The sequence below is a fragment of the Bacillus sp. ms-22 genome, from assembly GCF_009759805.1.
In the GTDB taxonomy this organism is placed as follows: domain Bacteria; phylum Bacillota; class Bacilli; order Bacillales; family Bacillaceae; genus Bacillus; species Bacillus xiamenensis.
On record NZ_CP046653.1, the window covers coordinates 557,219 to 575,257 of the forward strand.

The 18,039-nt window shown below is 41.6% G+C and carries 22 protein-coding genes; 21 read left to right on the forward strand and 1 reads right to left on the reverse strand.

Annotated elements, in window-relative coordinates:
• Window positions 1–2 precede the first annotated feature (2 nt).
• From GPA07_RS02920 to GPA07_RS02990, 15 genes are all read left to right on the forward strand, one after another.
• Window positions 3–557: a manganese efflux pump MntP gene (locus GPA07_RS02920; protein ID WP_008354952.1), complete on the forward strand. Its 555-nt coding sequence runs from the start codon at window positions 3–5 to the stop codon at window positions 555–557.
• Between the two features lie 63 nt (window positions 558–620).
• Window positions 621–1,079 carry a low molecular weight protein arginine phosphatase gene (locus GPA07_RS02925; RefSeq protein WP_071168438.1) on the forward strand — a complete coding sequence of 153 codons (459 nt, stop codon included), beginning with the start codon at window positions 621–623 and terminating at the stop codon, window positions 1,077–1,079.
• A 142-nt stretch (window positions 1,080–1,221) separates the two neighbouring features.
• The gene (gene rpiB / locus GPA07_RS02930; protein WP_008354947.1) at window positions 1,222–1,671 is read left to right on the forward strand and encodes a ribose 5-phosphate isomerase B; all 450 of its coding nucleotides are present in this window, start codon (window positions 1,222–1,224) and stop codon (window positions 1,669–1,671) included.
• 12 nt (window positions 1,672–1,683) lie between these two features.
• Entirely contained in the window at window positions 1,684–2,223 is a 540-nt protein-coding gene (locus tag GPA07_RS02935) for a TIGR01440 family protein (protein WP_157292002.1), read from the forward strand.
• 178 nt (window positions 2,224–2,401) lie between these two features.
• Window positions 2,402–3,649 carry a serine hydroxymethyltransferase gene (glyA, locus tag GPA07_RS02940; protein ID WP_008354942.1) on the forward strand — a complete coding sequence of 416 codons (1,248 nt, stop codon included), beginning with the start codon at window positions 2,402–2,404 and terminating at the stop codon, window positions 3,647–3,649.
• Window positions 3,650–3,796: 147 nt separating this feature from the next.
• Window positions 3,797–4,426, forward strand: coding sequence for a uracil phosphoribosyltransferase (gene upp, locus GPA07_RS02945; protein ID WP_008354940.1), 630 nt, complete (start codon window positions 3,797–3,799; stop codon window positions 4,424–4,426).
• A 497-nt stretch (window positions 4,427–4,923) separates the two neighbouring features.
• Complete coding sequence (locus GPA07_RS02950; RefSeq protein WP_071168439.1) at window positions 4,924–5,307, forward strand: ATP synthase subunit I; 384 nt, start codon at window positions 4,924–4,926, stop codon at window positions 5,305–5,307.
• A 70-nt stretch (window positions 5,308–5,377) separates the two neighbouring features.
• Window positions 5,378–6,049: a F0F1 ATP synthase subunit A gene (gene atpB / locus GPA07_RS02955; protein ID WP_442859329.1), complete on the forward strand. Its 672-nt coding sequence runs from the start codon at window positions 5,378–5,380 to the stop codon at window positions 6,047–6,049.
• A 48-nt stretch (window positions 6,050–6,097) separates the two neighbouring features.
• Window positions 6,098–6,310: a F0F1 ATP synthase subunit C gene (atpE, locus tag GPA07_RS02960; RefSeq protein ID WP_003214968.1), complete on the forward strand. Its 213-nt coding sequence runs from the start codon at window positions 6,098–6,100 to the stop codon at window positions 6,308–6,310.
• A gap of 120 nt (window positions 6,311–6,430) precedes the next feature.
• Window positions 6,431–6,952, forward strand: coding sequence for a F0F1 ATP synthase subunit B (gene atpF, locus GPA07_RS02965; RefSeq protein WP_008354935.1), 522 nt, complete (start codon window positions 6,431–6,433; stop codon window positions 6,950–6,952).
• On the forward strand, window positions 6,949–7,494 hold the full coding sequence (locus GPA07_RS02970; protein ID WP_071168440.1) for a F0F1 ATP synthase subunit delta: 546 nt from the start codon (window positions 6,949–6,951) through the stop codon (window positions 7,492–7,494). The genes atpF and GPA07_RS02970 overlap by 4 nt, the downstream gene beginning before the upstream one ends.
• A 16-nt stretch (window positions 7,495–7,510) precedes the next feature.
• On the forward strand, window positions 7,511–9,019 hold the full coding sequence (gene atpA / locus GPA07_RS02975) for a F0F1 ATP synthase subunit alpha (RefSeq protein WP_008354932.1): 1,509 nt from the start codon (window positions 7,511–7,513) through the stop codon (window positions 9,017–9,019).
• An 88-nt stretch (window positions 9,020–9,107) separates the two neighbouring features.
• Window positions 9,108–9,974, forward strand: a complete 867-nt coding sequence (locus GPA07_RS02980; RefSeq protein WP_008354930.1) for a F0F1 ATP synthase subunit gamma — start codon at window positions 9,108–9,110, stop codon at window positions 9,972–9,974.
• Between the two features lie 24 nt (window positions 9,975–9,998).
• Window positions 9,999–11,420, forward strand: coding sequence for a F0F1 ATP synthase subunit beta (gene atpD, locus GPA07_RS02985; protein WP_008354929.1), 1,422 nt, complete (start codon window positions 9,999–10,001; stop codon window positions 11,418–11,420).
• A gap of 24 nt (window positions 11,421–11,444) precedes the next feature.
• On the forward strand, window positions 11,445–11,840 hold the full coding sequence (locus GPA07_RS02990; RefSeq protein ID WP_008354926.1) for a F0F1 ATP synthase subunit epsilon: 396 nt from the start codon (window positions 11,445–11,447) through the stop codon (window positions 11,838–11,840).
• 48 nt (window positions 11,841–11,888) lie between these two features.
• Here the strand turns inward: GPA07_RS02990 and GPA07_RS02995 are convergent, their stop codons facing one another.
• A complete protein-coding gene (locus GPA07_RS02995) occupies window positions 11,889–12,356 on the reverse strand; it encodes a hypothetical protein (protein WP_071169217.1) in 468 nt (155 codons plus the stop codon).
• A gap of 170 nt (window positions 12,357–12,526) precedes the next feature.
• Between GPA07_RS02995 and GPA07_RS03000 the strand changes: the two genes are divergently transcribed.
• The 6 genes from GPA07_RS03000 to GPA07_RS03025 all read left to right on the forward strand — a co-directional run bounded on the left by GPA07_RS03000 (window position 12,527) and on the right by GPA07_RS03025 (window position 18,021).
• A complete protein-coding gene (locus tag GPA07_RS03000; protein ID WP_008354922.1) occupies window positions 12,527–12,757 on the forward strand; it encodes a DUF1146 family protein in 231 nt (76 codons plus the stop codon).
• 128 nt (window positions 12,758–12,885) lie between these two features.
• Window positions 12,886–13,620 (forward strand): YwmB family TATA-box binding protein, encoded by a 735-nt coding sequence (locus GPA07_RS03005; protein ID WP_157292003.1) that lies wholly within the window; start codon window positions 12,886–12,888, stop codon window positions 13,618–13,620.
• 32 nt (window positions 13,621–13,652) lie between these two features.
• Entirely contained in the window at window positions 13,653–14,960 is a 1,308-nt protein-coding gene (murA, locus tag GPA07_RS03010) for a UDP-N-acetylglucosamine 1-carboxyvinyltransferase (RefSeq protein WP_008354919.1), read from the forward strand.
• A gap of 255 nt (window positions 14,961–15,215) precedes the next feature.
• Window positions 15,216–16,241 (forward strand): stage II sporulation protein D, encoded by a 1,026-nt coding sequence (spoIID, locus tag GPA07_RS03015; RefSeq protein WP_157292004.1) that lies wholly within the window; start codon window positions 15,216–15,218, stop codon window positions 16,239–16,241.
• A gap of 325 nt (window positions 16,242–16,566) precedes the next feature.
• Window positions 16,567–17,262 carry a VWA domain-containing protein gene (locus GPA07_RS03020; protein ID WP_034738196.1) on the forward strand — a complete coding sequence of 232 codons (696 nt, stop codon included), beginning with the start codon at window positions 16,567–16,569 and terminating at the stop codon, window positions 17,260–17,262.
• 84 nt (window positions 17,263–17,346) lie between these two features.
• Window positions 17,347–18,021 carry a VWA domain-containing protein gene (locus GPA07_RS03025; RefSeq protein ID WP_157292005.1) on the forward strand — a complete coding sequence of 225 codons (675 nt, stop codon included), beginning with the start codon at window positions 17,347–17,349 and terminating at the stop codon, window positions 18,019–18,021.
• Window positions 18,022–18,039: the final 18 nt, after the last annotated feature.

Consider the following 18,039-nt stretch of genomic DNA (forward strand, 5'->3'; position numbering starts at 1 on the left):
ACATGAACGAACTAGCTGGCGAATTGCTGACACTCAGTATCATGGCTTTTGCACTTGGGATGGATGCCTTTTCGGTAGGGCTCGGCATGGGGATGATTCAGCTGAGGATCCGCCAGATCATCTATATTGGACTAGTCATTGGTTTATTTCATATGTTTATGCCGCTTTTTGGTATGCTGACAGGTCAGCTATTATCTGGCTGGCTTGGCCTCCTTGCAACTTATATTGGCGGGGCGCTGCTTTTGGTGCTGGGGCTGCAAATGATCATTGCCTCTATCCGAAAAGAAGATAAACCATTTATTGCACCTGTTGGGGCTGGTCTCGTTCTTTTTGCCACAAGTGTGAGTGTAGATAGTTTCTCTGTCGGTCTAAGCCTCGGGATTTACGGTTCACGCGTATGGATGACCATTTTTTTATTCGGCTTTTTTAGTATGCTGCTCACATGGCTCGGATTATTGCTCGGTAAACAGGTTCGGTCATGGGTTGGTTCATACAGCGGGGCACTTGGCGGTCTTATTTTACTAGCCTTTGGTATCAAATTATTACTTCCGCTATAGCCAGTCTCTTTACATAACATATAGAATGAAATGCTATATAATAGAAGAAAAGGAGGGCGAAAGATGAATATCTTATTTGTTTGTACGGGAAATACATGCAGAAGTCCGATGGCACAAGCCCTTTTTGCTTCAATCGCTGATGAAAAAGGATTGCATGTGACGGTAAAATCAGCAGGCATCTTCGCCTCTGATGCAGGAAAGGCTTCTCCTCAAGCCATTGAAGCATTATTTGAGAAAAGCATTCCGCTTAATCACTCATCGTCTAAGTTGACTGAGGATCTTCTGAACGAAGCCGATTACGTCTTTACTATGACGATTCAGCATAAACAGTTGATTGTTGAGCAATATGCGCATACGAAAGACAAAGTCTTTACTTTAAAGGAATTTGCGACAGGGTCAGAAGGTGACATATCCGACCCGTTTGGTGGAAGTCTTTCCGTTTACCAAGAAACACGCGATGAACTAGAAGGGCTGTTGTATCAGTTGGCTGAAAAGCTTAAAAAGGATCAAACATCCTCATAAATGGACAAACCTGTAAAACCGTTGTGTAAACGGTTTTTCTGCTTTTGTTTGCAAATGACTAGGCAGAGGTTAAAATATAACTGTAAATAAAGAATGAATGTAAGACATGACAGATCAACTCACCCTTAGGAGGAACTGCCCGATGAAAGTAGCTATTGCATCCGATCACGGCGGAACGAATATTCGTGAAGAAATCAAACAACTAATGGATGAATTAAAGATTGAATACATTGATATGGGTTGTGAATGTGGATCAGGTTCTGTAGACTACCCAGATTATGCTTTTCCCGTAGCCAATATGGTGGCGAACGGAGAAGTCGATCGCGGCATTTTAATTTGCGGGACAGGCATTGGCATGAGCATTTCAGCAAACAAAGTGAAAGGCATCCGCTGTGCGCTGGCACATGATACATTTAGCGCAAAGGCGACCAGAGAACATAATGATACAAATGTTCTTGCGATGGGAGAACGTGTCATTGGCCCAGGATTGGCAAGAGAAATCGCCCGCATTTGGCTGACGACTGAATTTACTGCAGGACGCCATGCTGTACGGATTGGTAAAATCGCTGATTACGAAGAAAAGCACCGATAAGGAGCGCTTAACATGAACATTGGTCAAGATTGGCTTGAAATGTTAAAAGAATTTCATCAAACAGTTGAACTGCGAGCCGGCCAAATCTTAGTGATTGGCTGCAGTACATCGGAAGTGGCTGGCGAGCACATTGGTACAGCGGGAAGTGAGCACATCGCTGAAGCCATCTATCACGAGCTGGATCAGCTGAGACGCGAGACTGGAATTGAATTGGCCTTTCAATGCTGCGAGCATCTAAATCGTGCCCTCGTCGTTGAAGAAGAGATGGCTTACCGGCTTAACCTAGAGATTGTCACTGCAACACCTGTCCGTAAGGCGGGTGGTTCTATGGCGGCGCATGCGTATCAGCAAATGGAGCACCCTGTGCTGGTTGAATCCATTGCAGCGCATGCGGGAATTGATATTGGCGATACATTGATCGGCATGCACCTAAAACGGGTAGCTGTTCCTGTCCGCCTCAGCCGTCATCAATTAGGACAAGCGCATGTGACGTTTGCGAAGACTCGTCCAAAGCTGATTGGCGGAGAACGAGCGGTTTATACAAGATCATAGCTCAGATATATTTCTAATATAATGTTGAATAATGAAGACGCTTTAGCACTTGAATATTCGGATTTTCATAAAAAAGAAGTCGGTTTTTCAAAAAAAACTTTTACATTTCACTCAAAAACCATGTACAATGAGATGGTGAAAAACATCGAATGGAAATAGATTGGAGAGGATTTCGCTGATGAAACATTTACCTGAGCAAGACGCACAAGTATTCAAAGCAATTCAACTAGAGCGGAAACGCCAGCAGGACAAAATCGAATTAATTGCATCAGAAAACTTCGTAAGCGAAGCAGTCATGGAAGCGCAGGGCTCTGTTTTAACAAACAAATATGCTGAAGGCTACCCTGGTAAACGCTACTATGGCGGCTGTGAACATGTAGACGTTGTAGAAGATATCGCACGTGACCGCGCAAAAGAAATTTTTGGCGCTGAGTATGTGAACGTACAGCCTCACTCAGGTGCTCAAGCGAATATGGCCGTTTACTTTACAATTCTTGAGCATGGCGATACGGTGCTAGGCATGAACTTATCACATGGCGGACATTTAACACATGGAAGCCCTGTTAACTTTAGTGGCGTGCAGTACAACTTTGTAGAATATGGTGTAGATAAAGAAACGCAGCATATCGACTATCAAGATGTACTTGAAAAAGCACGTGAGCATAAGCCAAAGCTTATCGTAGCGGGTGCAAGTGCATACCCACGTCAAATTGACTTCAAAAAGTTCCGTGAGATTGCTGATGAAGTCGGCGCGTACTTTATGGTCGATATGGCTCACATTGCGGGTCTTGTAGCAGCAGGTCTTCATCCAAACCCAGTTCCTTATGCAGATTTTGTGACAACAACGACTCACAAAACACTGCGTGGACCTCGCGGCGGAATGATCCTATGCCGTGAAGAGTTTGGCAAAAAGATCGACAAATCGATCTTCCCTGGTATTCAAGGCGGACCACTCATGCATGTCATCTCTGCAAAAGCTGTTTCTTTCGGTGAAGTATTGAACGGAGATTTCAAAACATATGCACAAAACGTCATTGATAACGCAAAACAATTAGCTGAAACACTTTTATCTGAAGACATTCAGCTTGTATCTGGTGGAACAGATAACCATCTTGTTCTCATCGACTTGCGTTCTCTCGGGATTACAGGGAAAATTGCAGAAAACGTTCTTGATGAAGTTGGTATCACAGTGAACAAAAATGCGATTCCTTATGATCCAGAGAAGCCGTTTGTTACAAGTGGTGTACGTGTAGGTACAGCAGCAGTGACAAGCCGCGGGTTCGATCAAGAAGCGATGAAAGAAGTCGGTTCCATTATTGCGCTTGCTCTGAAACATCATGAAGATGAAGCGAAATTAGAAGAGGCGAAAAAGCGCGTATCTGATCTAACGGCTCGTTTCCCTCTATATAAAGAATTAGATTATTAAAAAGCAGACCCATTTGCCTATTTTTGGCATGTGGGTTTTTTTTGTAGGATTTGCGAATCATATTGAAAGATGATGTCTTTTTATGTAGAATTGTAGGAAGTGTGCAAAGTTCACCGGAAGATGAAAGAAAAGGAGTTGTAGCAAGCAATGGCAAAGGTTTATGTATTTGATCACCCGCTTATTCAGCACAAACTTACATATATTCGTGACGTTCATACAGGAACAAAAGAATTTAGAGAGCTAGTGGATGAAGTCGCAACGTTAATGGCATTCGAAATCACAAGAGACTTACCGCTTGAAGAGGTAGATGTAGAAACACCTGTACAAAAAGCGAAATCAAACGTGATCTCAGGGAAAAAACTCGGAGTTGTGCCGATCTTAAGAGCAGGTCTTGGAATGGTAGACGGGATTTTGAAACTCATTCCAGCTGCTAAAGTGGGACATGTCGGTTTGTACCGTGATCCGAAGACATTGAAGCCTGTTGAATATTATGTAAAGCTTCCATCTGATGTGGAAGAGCGTGAATTTATCGTTGTAGACCCAATGCTTGCAACTGGCGGATCAGCAGTCGAAGCATTAAACAGTCTGAAAAAACGCGGTGCGAAAAACATCCGCTTCATGTGTCTGATTGCAGCTCCAGAAGGTGTAGAAGAAATGCAAAAACATCATCCAGATGTTGATATCTACATTGCAGCATTAGATGAGAAGTTGAATGAAAAAGGTTATATCATCCCAGGTCTTGGTGATGCTGGTGACCGTATGTATGGAACAAAATAAAATGATTCATGAAAAGCCCACATGCCAACGTGCATGTGGGTTTTTTTGAAAAATATGACAAACGTTTGATATCGTTCTTAGAAAAATCAATGTATACTGAACATTAGCAGTTTTTTTGAATGAATGTCACAGTTCTCCTAAAGTTTGATGAAATTGTGAACATTTTGTGTGCTCTATCATGATAGAAAAGTTTTTTAACTTTCAACGGATTGACACATCATAGACGCTATTGTATGCTAAACGAGGGTATTATGGTAAGGTTTTCATAGCCTATAGCACTCTACTAATCCTCATTGTGAACCCTTTTATAATCAGGGTTTGTATCAGCGAATGAAGCAACATCCCATAGATCTAAAGATTTCAAGTCTGATTGTCCAATTAGACCGATGGGTGATTGATTTTTTTCGAATAGGACGGCTGATCATAAGCGTCTTCTACGCAGTTTTCATCACCATTTATCACCTTTTTTACAATATTTTTCATCGGGAGTCAGATGAATGAACGATCCAAACGCGATTTTCCGCAGACAGAGTAAATACATGTTGTATCTATTGGCAATTTTTGTGTTTGGCTATGCCATGCCTGGTTATAAACCACTCTTTCTTGGTTTCATTATCGGCACAATTTTTGCTTTCTTTAATTTATTTCTACTTATACGGAGAATGCACGCTTTTGATCGAGCAGTTAAAAAAGGAAAATCCATTCGTTCAATGGGAAGTACAGCCAGGTGGGCCAACGCGATTCTCGCAGTAGCGATTGCTTGGCGTTATCCTAATGAAGTTCATCTGGCAGGTGTTGTTATAGGATTAATGACAATATATCCTGTCATTATGATAGATTCCTTCATTCAACTTAAACGTTCTACTATGGAAGAGAGGTGAATACTCTTTGGGTCACAGTTCAAAAACGACAGAATTTTTAGGGTTAACGTTCAACTTATCCAATGTTCTCATGATTACGATTGCTAGTATCATCGTTCTTCTCATAGCGGTGCTGACTACTCGTGTTCTGTCTATTCGTCCGACAAAGGCGCAGAACTTCATGGAATGGATCGTTGATTTTGTTCGAAATATCATAGGTAGTTCGATGGACATGAAAACAGGAGCCCCATTTCTAGCGCTTGGCGTTACATTACTCATGTACATATTCGTTTCAAACATGCTGGGACTGCCATTCTCGATTACGGTCGATCACAACTTATGGTGGAAATCACCAACTGCTGATCCTGCAATCACAATGACACTAGCGATTATGGTCATGGGATTGACACATTACTATGGTGTCAAGGCAAAAGGAGTCAAGGAATATACAAAAGACTTTTTCAAGCCGATCCCATATTTAGTGCCGCTGAAAATCATTGAAGAATTTGCAAACACGTTAACACTTGGTTTGCGTCTTTACGGAAATATTTTCGCTGGAGAGATTCTTCTTGGTTTGCTCGCAGGACTTGCGACCAATTTCTACACGCAAAACATTGCACTAGGTATTGTTGGTACATTAGGTGCCATCGTGCCGATGATTGTATGGCAGGCATTCAGTTTGTTTGTCGGAACCATCCAGGCATTTATCTTCACCATGCTGACAATGGTGTATATCTCCCATAAAGTCAGCGACGAACACTAAAAAATTGAGAGTCCAAAATGGACGTTATTTTAAAGGAGGAGCTTTTTAATGAATTTAATAGCAGCAGCAATTGCAATCGGTTTAGGAGCACTAGGAGCAGGTATTGGTAACGGTCTAATCGTATCTAAAACAGTTGAAGGAATCGCTCGTCAGCCAGAAGCTGGTAGAGAACTAAGAACACTTATGTTCATCGGGGTAGCTTTAGTTGAGGCACTTCCAATTATCGCTGTCGTTATCGCATTCTTGGCATTCTTTGGTTAATATGTGAGAAGCGTTCTAATATGAATTTTAATGGCGAAGATCAGATTAGTTCGAAACTTCGCCATTCCTTTATGTTTTGTTTCTTAACATATTATTTAAAGAAGGGAGTTGCCGTACTAAATGTCTCAGTTACCAGTGGTTTTAGGAGCAGGGGGCTTAAGTTTTAACGCCGGGGATATGTTGTTCCAGCTAATCGCTATGCTCATCCTGCTTGCACTTTTAAAGAAATTTGCGCTTAAGCCTTTATTAGGGATTATGAAACAGCGTGAAGATTATATAGGAAATGAAATTTCAAGTGCTGAACAAAAACATGTCCAAGCTGAAAAGCTTCTTGAAGAACAACGTGTTTTATTGAAAGAAGCACGCGAAGAATCACATACACTCATCGAAAACGCGAAAAAAATTGGTGAGAAACAAAAAGAAGAGATCATTCAAGCAGCACGTCAAGAGTCAGAGCGCTTGAAAGAGTCTGCTAGAACTGAAATCGTGAAAGAAAAAGAACAAGCTGTTGCTGCGCTGCGTGAGCAGGTTGCATCACTATCTGTGTTAATTGCTTCTAAAGTGATTGAAAAAGAACTTGATGAGCAAGCACAAGAGAAATTGATCCAAGAGTACCTTAAAGAGGCAGGCGAAAGCCGATGAGCGTGACTATTGTCTCTAAGCGTTACGCTTCTGCTCTTTTTGACATCGTTCTTGCTTCTTCGGCAGTAGACGAAACTGAAAAAGAGCTGAATGAGATCAAAAAAGTTCTAAAGGCTGATCAAGAACTGAACAACTTTCTTGTTCATCCGAAGATTACGTCAGACAAAAAGAAACATCTAATTGCAGAAGCTTTCAAAGGTGTTTCAACGCATGTGTTACACACAATGTATTTACTGATTGACCGCGGACGCACGAATATTTTCTCTGAAATGACGTCTGAGTTTGTGAAACTTGCAAACCGTGCAAAACAAATAGACGATGCGCTCGTGTATTCAGTTAAACCGCTCAGCGGGGCTGAAATTCAATCTTTATCTGAAGTATTTGCGAAAAAAGCCGGCGTCACATCACTGCGTGTTGAAAACGTGATTGACAAGGATCTAATAGGCGGAGTGAAAATCCGTATCGGAAACCGCATTTATGACGGCAGTGTCAGCGGAAAGCTTTCCCGCATTGAACGTCAGCTTGCAGGCGAAAATCGTTAGAAGGGGTGAAACCTTAGTGAGTATCAAAGCTGAAGAGATTAGCGCGCTGATAAAGCAGCAAATCCAAAACTATCAATCTGAAATTGAAGTAAAAGATGTCGGTACAGTCATTCAAGTAGGGGACGGTATCGCGCGTGTACATGGCCTTGACAACATTATGGCAGGAGAGCTTGTTGAGTTCTCTAACGGTGTAATGGGTATGGCTCAAAACCTTGAGGAGTCTAACGTAGGTATCGTAATCTTAGGACCTTACAAAGATATCCGTGAAGGTGACGATGTAAAACGTACAGGTCGTATCATGGAGGTTCCAGTAGGAGAAGAGTTAATCGGACGTATTGTGAACCCACTTGGTCAGCCTGTTGATGGACTAGGTCCAATTTTAACAAGCAAAACACGTCCAATCGAAAGTGAAGCACCAGGCGTTATGGATCGTAAATCGGTACATGAGCCGCTTCAAACGGGAATTAAAGCGATTGATGCCTTGATTCCAATCGGACGCGGACAGCGTGAATTGATCATTGGGGACCGTCAAACAGGTAAAACATCTGTTGCAATTGATACGATCCTAAACCAAAAAGATCAAGACATGATCTGTATCTATGTAGCGATCGGACAAAAAGAATCAACTGTTCGTGGTGTTGTTGAAACACTTCGTAAGCATGGTGCGCTTGACTACACAATCGTTGTCACAGCTTCTGCATCACAGCCAGCTCCACTTCTTTACCTTGCTCCTTATGCAGGTGTAACGATGGGTGAGGAATTCATGTATAACGGCAAGCATGTGCTTGTTGTGTATGATGACCTTTCTAAACAAGCGGCAGCTTACCGTGAGCTTTCATTATTGCTTCGTCGTCCTCCAGGCCGTGAAGCATTCCCTGGTGATGTTTTCTATCTTCACTCTCGTTTATTAGAGCGTGCAGCGAAGCTTAGTGATGAAAAGGGTGGCGGTTCTATCACAGCATTGCCTTTCGTAGAAACGCAAGCTGGTGATATCTCTGCATATATCCCAACAAACGTTATCTCAATCACAGATGGACAGATCTTCTTACAATCTGACCTCTTCTTCTCAGGCGTACGTCCAGCGGTAAACGCAGGATTGTCTGTATCTCGTGTAGGTGGATCTGCACAAATCAAAGCGATGAAAAAGGTAGCAGGTACACTTCGTCTGGATCTTGCTTCTTATCGTGAGCTTGAAGCATTCGCTCAGTTTGGATCTGATCTAGACCAAGCGACTCAAGCCAAATTAAACCGTGGTGCTAGAACAGTTGAAGTCTTAAAACAAGACTTGAACAAACCGCTTAAAGTTGAAAAACAAGTAGCGATTCTTTATGCACTGACAAGAGGATACTTAGACGATGTAGCTGTTGCTGATGTCAAACGTTTTGAAGCTGAGTTATTCATGTACATTGAAGAAAACCATAAAGACTTGTTTGACACAATCTCTCAAACAGGAAACATGCCTGCTGATGAAGAGTGGAAGACAGCAATCGAAGGCTTTAAACGTACGTTTGCACCAAGCAACTAATTAGTAATCTTTCCGAGAGAAAAAGATTCTCTTTTTCTCTCTTTTCACGTAAATGAACACGGATTCCTGAAAAAAGGTGGTGAAATCTTTGGCCTCATTACGCGATATTAAGTCAAGGATCACGTCAACAAAAAAATCGAGTCAGATCACAAAAGCGATGCAAATGGTATCAGCTGCGAAACTGAATCGTGCTGAAAACAATGCGAAGTCCTTTGTTCCATACATGGAGAAAATCCAAGAAGTCGTTGCGGCAATCGCAACTGGAACAAGTGCTAAGCACCCAATGCTTCTTTCAAGACCTGTTAAGAAAACAGGGTATCTCGTCATTACATCTGATCGAGGACTTGCCGGACCTTTTAACAGCTCGGTTTTGCGTGCCGCTTACCAAACCATTCAATCTCGTCATCAGTCTGCTGATGAATATGCGGTGATTGTGATTGGTAAAATCGGACGCGACTTCTTCAAAAAGCGCGGTATTCCAGTGATCTCTGAAGTAACAGGGCTTGGAGACGAAGTAGCGTTTGCTGATATTAAAGAATTAGCAAGCAGTACAGTGCAAATGTTCTCTGATGAAGCGTTTGATGAGCTTTACATGTTCTATAACCATTTCGTCAGTGCCATTTCACAAGAAGTAACAGAGAAAAAATTATTGCCGCTAACGGACCTTTCGGCCGCAGCGACACCAAATAAACGTTCCGCATCTTATGAGTTTGAGCCTTCTGAAGAAGAAATTCTTGAAGTTCTCCTTCCTCAATATGCAGAGAGTTTGATTTTCGGTGCGCTTCTTGACAGCAAAGCAAGTGAACATGCTGCAAGAATGACAGCAATGAAGAGTGCAACAGACAACGCAAAAGAATTGATCGACAGCCTGACACTCTCTTACAACCGTGCTCGTCAAGCAGCGATTACACAAGAGATTACAGAAATTGTCGGCGGAGCAGCTGCCTTAGAATAGAAATAATTGTCAGGAGGGAATGCAATGAAAACAGGACGCATCAGTCAGATCATGGGACCAGTCGTAGACGTTCGTTTTGAAGACGGTCACTTGCCTGAGATTTATAATGCGATCAAAGTTTCGCATAAAGCGGAAAGCGAAAGTGAAGTTGATATCGACTTAACTTTAGAAGTAGCACTACATTTAGGTGATGATACAGTGAGAACCATCGCAATGGCATCAACAGACGGTGTGAAGCGCGGTATGGAAGCTGTAGACCTTGGAAAACCAATTTCAGTACCAGTTGGTAACGTAACACTTGGACGTGTATTCAACGTACTGGGAGATAACATTGACTTAGATGAGCCACTTGGTGTGGAAGCTCAAAGAGATCCAATCCACAGACAAGCGCCTTCTTTTGATCAACTTTCTACAGAAGTTGAAATTCTTGAAACAGGTATCAAAGTTGTAGACCTTCTTGCTCCTTACATCAAGGGTGGAAAGATCGGTCTATTCGGTGGAGCCGGTGTAGGTAAAACCGTTCTGATTCAAGAATTGATCAACAACATCGCACAAGAACACGGCGGTATTTCTGTATTTGCTGGTGTTGGAGAGCGTACACGTGAAGGAAATGACCTTTACTACGAAATGAAAGATTCTGGCGTTATCGAAAAAACAGCGATGGTCTTCGGCCAAATGAACGAGCCACCAGGTGCACGTATGCGTGTAGCTCTAACTGGTTTGACAATGGCAGAGCATTTCCGTGATGAACAAGGTCAAGACGTATTGTTCTTCATCGATAACATCTATCGTTTTACACAAGCAGGTTCTGAAGTATCAGCCCTTCTTGGACGTATGCCTTCAGCGGTAGGTTATCAGCCAACCCTTGCAACAGAAATGGGTCAGCTCCAAGAGCGTATCACGTCTACAAACGTAGGATCGGTTACATCGATTCAAGCGATCTATGTACCTGCGGATGACTATACAGATCCAGCTCCAGCTACAACGTTCGCTCACCTTGATGCAACGACAAACCTAGAGCGTAAGCTGACAGAAATGGGGATTTACCCAGCGGTAGATCCACTTGCATCAACATCTCGTGCCCTTGCACCTGAGATTGTTGGCGAAGAGCATTATGCCATTGCGCGTGAAGTTCAGCAAACATTACAGCGATATAAAGAATTGCAAGATATCATTGCCATTTTAGGTATGGATGAATTATCTGAGGACGATAAGCTTGTGGTACACAGAGCTCGTCGTGTTCAATTCTTCCTATCTCAAAACTTCCACGTAGCAGAACAGTTCACTGGCCAAAAAGGTTCTTATGTGCCATTGAAAGAAACTGTTAAAGGCTTCAAGGAAATCCTATCTGGTAAATACGATCACCTTCCAGAAGATGCATTCCGCTTAGTCGGCCGCATTGAAGAAGTGGTTGAAAAAGCCAAAGAGATGGGTGTAGAGGCCTAATCTGGTCCTTAGGAGGGTAAAAGCATGAAGACCGTTCAAGTCAATATCGTTACTCCCGACGGCCCAGTGTATGAAGCGGATGTGGAAATGGTCAGTGTAAGAGCAGAAAGCGGTGAGCTTGGTATTTTAGCTGGCCACGTTCCAATGGTTGCTCCGCTAAAAATCGGTGCAGTTCGCTTAAAACATAGTGGATCAACTGAATTGGTTGCAGTCAGCGGCGGCTTTGTAGAAGTTCGCCCTGAAAAAGTAACCATTCTTGCTCAAGCTGCTGAAACATCAGACAAAGTTGATGTAGAACGTGCTAAATCAGCAAAACAGCGTGCTGAAGAGCATTTGAACCACCCGAATGAAAGTGATGTACGCCGGGCGGAACTCGCATTAAAACGGGCGTTAAACCGTTTAAATGTAGCAGGGAAATAAAACAGAAAATCCTTCTTATCATTGTGATAAGAAGGATTTTTTTAAGAGTTACATGAGAGACTGATACATCGACACATAAGGATGAGATGCTTGCTTTTCAAGATATAAGTGCTCGCAAAATGCGGGACTATGCCATGTCTTATTGTCTCGGCGCAAGCCGAGGGTATATTGATGCGGAGAGTCCATATAAGGCCGCACCACCCAGTCAGCATCCGAATGATGCCTGATGACAACCTCTCCCATATACACACTCATCATCGCTTCCAATGCATCAATTGGCATTTTCCACTCAGCAAAAAGCTGCTGGGTAAACGCATCGAAGTATAATGATTCTAACTGATACAGGCTGTCCTCAGAATAATCTAAAGAAATGTGATGAAAATGACACAATTGGGCTAATTCTTCTAGCTGTGTCTGTCTATAATCAAAGTAGAAAGCAATGGCCTCCCATTCATGATCAAATGAGGGAACCTGTTCTCCGTACAAATCAACAAAGTCAGGAAAAGAATCTTTCAATCTGTTCAGCTCCTTCCACACGCAGTATATCATCTCCTTCGTATCAGAATAAGAGGGGATTTACACTAAATGTAGCTCTTTTTTCCAAATGATTCATCTTTCCGATTTTAGCGGATATAATGAAAGGGAGTTTTCCTTTACAGAAATAAATAAAAGGAGGATTCAACTGTATGGAAGACGTAGGACAACAAGCAATTGTCAGTATTGTGATCCACTTATTTTTTATCGCCATTACGTGGTGGGCATTGCTTGCCGTGAATATCGATCCACTGATTAAAAAAGGAAAAATCGTTCAAGCAAGGTTGTTGATGATGCTAATCACCATTGCCATTGCATCGGCAGTCAGCAATTTCTTCCTTGATTATTTAAATTTCTCCAGACAAATCCCTTATATGTTTTAACAAAAAAGGTTTGATCGCAGCCTTCTGCGGGAACGTAAAAAGAAGTGTCAAAAGGATGGTCTTTGATGACTTTTCCACGTATGCATTTATCTCCTTGCGGCAACACTTGTAGCAAGGGGGAATGACAAATGAGAAAGTATTTGAAGGGTTGGCCATTATTTGCGTTTATTCTTTTTTTTGTTCTAATGATTCAAGGTGTGCGTGCGGAAGAAACGTCTCCGCTCGCCCAAATAGCAGAAGGTCTGAAAAACCAGCAAATCGAAGTGGATGGATGGACCCTTCATGCCAAAACAAATGTAGATATTTCATCCAAACAATTTTCAAATAAAGTGAAACGTTTGAAAGACGAACTACGACAGTATGAGTGGACCGAAAAAAAAGAGAAACATGTCACCAAAGTCACAGGTATTTACAAAGATGAAAAAAATGATACATTTTCGAAAATTTTACTCGTGAAGACCGACACAAAATCCAATCAAAAGTCGTATTTATTATATGAGCAAAAAGGTGCTCGTCCACTGAATACCTGGGAGCATACATATGATCAGTTCGTACGTCATGCAAAAAGCATATTACAAGAAAAAATTGTGATTTTTACTTGTCTTAATGGTCATGTAAATGGTATGATGGATTTTGTTTTGCAAAAAAAAGCTAAAATGATAGCAAATGAATTTCAAGCAAAACCAGTTGAGTATCTCGTTGAGTCTAATTTTGTGTCGCTTTCCGCTTACACAGAGAAGTGGGAACAGTTCATTATGACTTCAAATGATAAAATGAATGTTCAAATTGCCATCAGAAGTTCGGAAATGAACGAAAATCATACGATTACGGTTGGCACACCAATCGTAACGACTGAATATTAATATAGAGAATTTGGGACGCGGAGGGGAAGACCTTGGAAAAAATCATCGTCCGCGGCGGTCAAAAGTTAAACGGCACAGTTAAAGTAGAAGGCGCAAAAAATGCCGTTTTACCAGTTATCGCTGCATCTTTGTTAGCAAGTACAGAAAAAAGCGTAATTTGTGATGTACCTACGCTCTCCGATGTATATACAATCAATGAAGTGTTACGTCATTTAGGAGCAGAAGTACATTTTGAAAATAACGAAGTATCAGTAGATGCATCTCATGCACTAGAAACTGAGGCTCCGTTTGAGTATGTGCGTAAAATGCGAGCATCTGTGCTCGTCATGGGACCACTTTTAGCTAGAACAGGTCATGCAAGGGTTGCATTACCTGGAGGCTGCGCAATTGGTTCAAGACCAATTGATCAGCATTTAAAAGGCTTCGAAGCAATGGGAGCTAAAATTCAAGTAGGTAATGGATTCATCGAGGCTGAAGTAAAAGGCCGTCTAAAAGGTGCAAAAATTTATTTGGATTTCCCAAGTGTAGGTGCAACTGAAAACATCATCATGGCAGCAGCATTAGCTGAAGGAACAACCATTTTAGAGAACGTAGCAAAAGAACCTGAAATTGTTGATTTGGCAAACTACATTAATGCCATGGGCGGTAAGATTCGCGGGGCTGGTACTGGTACAATCAAAATTGAAGGTGTGGAAACACTTCACGGTGCAAAACACACCATCATTCCTGACCGAATTGAAGCGGGTACTTTCATGGTGGCAGCAGCCATTACAGAAGGAAATGTCCTTGTGAAAGGCGCAGTTCCGGAACACCTGACTTCACTTATTGCAAAAATGGAAGAAATGGGTATTCAGATCATTGAAGAAGAAGAAGGTTTAAGAGTCATTGGACCATCTGAGCTCAAGCCAATCGATCTAAAAACAATGCCGCATCCTGGGTTCCCAACGGATATGCAGTCTCAGATGATGGCGCTATTGCTTCGTGCGAACGGAACAAGCATGATCACAGAAACTGTGTTTGAAAATCGTTTTATGCACGCTGAAGAATTCCGCCGCATGAATGGCGATATTAAAATTGAGGGTCGCTCTGTGATTATCAATGGGCCGGTTCAACTTCAAGGTGCTGAAGTTTCAGCGACTGATTTAAGAGCAGGAGCAGCACTTGTACTTGCTGGATTAGTGGCAGAAGGTCATACACGCGTCACTGAATTGAAGCATATTGACCGTGGATATGTGAACTTCCACCAAAAGCTTGCAGCAATCGGTGCAGACATTGAAAGAGTAAATGATGAATCAGCAGATGTGACACAAGAACAAGTTGTGTCAGATCTAAACGCGTAATAAACAAATCAGTGTGTCCATTTGGGCATGCTGATTTTTTTTTTAGAATCATAGAGTGTTTTATTTTTAAAAGCTTATCATTAGTGTATCCAATCATCTTAAATTTTATTCATAAAGACGAACAGTAAAATCAAATGATGAAGAGCACCAGCATATCACCAAAAGACTTGTCCAATGAATGAAAGAAGCTGTCATATTAGCTTGTCCTTGTCCATAGGATAAAAGAGATTCAATGACAAATGGGGGCAGCCAAATATGAAACCAATGATATGGACAATCGCAGGAATATGCATCATCATTTTAATGATTCCAACCTTACTCGTGTTGCCGACGTTCCAAGGAAAACCAACAGCCAGCCAACACGTAGCAGCAGAACCATCAGCAAAAAAAGAAGTGAAAGGTTCAGTCAAATTGAAGCAATCACCCGTCTCCATTCCAGTCTATCGTTCAGCGCATCAACAGGTAGAAAACATCCCCTTAGAAGAGTATGTGATCGGTGTCGTCGCTTCGGAAATGCCAGCTGATTTTGAAATCGAGGCACTCAAAGCACAGGCACTCGCCGCTAGAACGTATATCGTCAGACAAATGATCATCGACAAGACCGTAAAATCGCCAAAAGGCTCTCTTGTAGATGACACACAAATGTTCCAGGTCTACAAAAATAAACAGGAACTGAAGAAAATTTGGGGGAAAGCGTACAATTGGAAATTAAAAAAGATCACAGAAGCCGTCGCCAGCACACAAGGGAAAGTGCTGACTTATGATGAAAAACCAATTGATGCTTCTTTCTTTTCAACAAGTAACGGGAAAACTGAAAATGCAGAAGCCTATTGGAAAAACGAAATCCCATATTTGAAAAGTGTTTCAAGCAAATGGGACGAAAAATCACCCAAATTTCAAAACAAGCAAACCATCACAGTTAGTGAATTTCAGCAAAAACTGGGTGTAACCCTCAATCAGCATCATCAGGTGGGAGAGATTGTAGAACGGACACCAGGAAATCAAGTAGCCAAAGCAGTCATAAACGGGAAAACACTGACAGGCAGAGATATTCGTGAATCACTAGGGCTGCATTCTGCGGACTTTACATTGGAACGAAAAGGCCAGCAAATTGTGATTACGACAAAAGGATATGGCCATGGTGTGGGAATGAGTCAGTATGGTGCACATTATATGGCCCAGTCAGGCAAAAAAGTAGATGAGATCGTGAAACATTATTATAAAGGAATTCAAATTGAATCAGCTGATCGCTTTCTCAACACATATATGGCTAAGAAATAAAGGAAAAGGTGCCTCAAAATGGGGCATCTTTTTTTGTTTTCAAAGAGGTTTGAACAGAATGTGTCAAATTGTGACTTAAGGCGCAGGTCAGGAAATCTTAAACATTTATGTCCCGACAAGAACCGATGGCCGATACAAAGTCCCTCGAAAGAAAGAGAAAACAAAGAGAAAAAGGAAGCGTTAGGTGAAAATATCTAGACATCTGACAGAATTTTAGTGATTTTGATGAAAGAGAAAAAGGGATCGAGTCCTATACCATTCCAAGTGAGAATAATTTACGATTAAGATGTTTCAATCAAATACATAAGGAGGAAGGAAAAGCATGATGAAAAAAGTATTTACACTCGTAGCCTTAGCTGTATTGACATTATCAATGTCAATCTCTTCACCAGTATTTGCAGAAGCAACAGCAGCCAAAAAACATAAGAAAGATGTAAGAGTGACAATTTTACTTGATGCCAGTGGAAGCATGGCAAGAAAAGTAGAAGGAGAGCGCAAATTTGATCTAGCAAAACAAGAGGTATTCAAATTTGCTCAATCACTTCCGAAAAACGCGAAAATCCGTATGAGCTTGTTTGGTTCTGAAGGAAACAACAAAAACTCAGGTAAAGCTCAATCATGTGAAGTCATTAGAGGCGTTTACGGTGTTCAACCTTATGAAAAGGAAAGCTTCGAAAACTCTCTAAACGGTCTTGGACCAAATGGCTGGACACCGATTGCACGTGCTCTTGAAAGTGCAAAGCAAACGGATAAGCAGCTTCATAATGGAACAAAACATATTGTGTACTTAATTACTGATGGTGAAGAAACTTGTGGCGGAGATCCAGTGAAAGTAGCAAAAGATTTGCATAACTCCAAAGGATCTACTGTGGTCAATGTAATCGGATTAGACTTTAACGATGGCTATGAAGGCCAATTGAAGGAAGTAGCCAAAGCTGGTAAAGGCTCTTACTACCAAGCAAGCACTGGCAAAGAAATGGGTTCTATCTTTACAGCAGAATCATTAAAACTACACGAATAAACTTGCAGAAGAAAAGGGAAACGATTGATTGATTCTTTCGTTTCTCTTTTTCTGTACAAATGAAAAAAGGGAGGTTTTTTATTGATGAAAAGAAATATTGTATTAACCATCTTAGCTAGTCTTGTCCTGCTTCTTTCTTCACCTGCTCATGCTATAACGAAAAAGGAGCCGGCTCATGTGGTGATTTTACTTGATTTAAGTGGCAGTATGGCACAATCGGTTGAAGGCGAAAAGAAAATTGATATCGCAAAACGTTCGATTCAAAGCTTCGCAAGTCTTTTATCAGAAGATACGCAAGTCCTGCTTCGTGTTTTTGGTCATGAAGGAACCAATAAAAATGCAGGAAAAGCCGTTTCTTGTGAAAGTTCTGAAGCAGTTTATAGGTTTGGAACCTATGAGGAATCAACCTTTCAACAAGCGCTGAATGTGTATGGTCCAACAGGCTGGACACCACTTGCAAAAGCATTAACTGATACGAAACAAGATTTTGAAGATCACCAAGCTGAGGGAAAAAATATTGTATATGTTGTCAGTGATGGTGAAGAAACTTGTGGCGGGAGCCCATCACAAGCAGCAAAGCAATTACATGAAGAAGGTATTGATACAATCGTCAATATCATTGGCTTCGATGTAAATCAAAAAGAAGCAAAAAGTCTAAAATCTGTTGCAAAAGCTGGCGGTGGACAATATCAACCAGCAGCAAATGCAGAAGAATTGAATCACATTCTTCAAAAAGAAGCTAGCTCTTTTGGCCAGTAGGATGTGAATAGGCAGCTG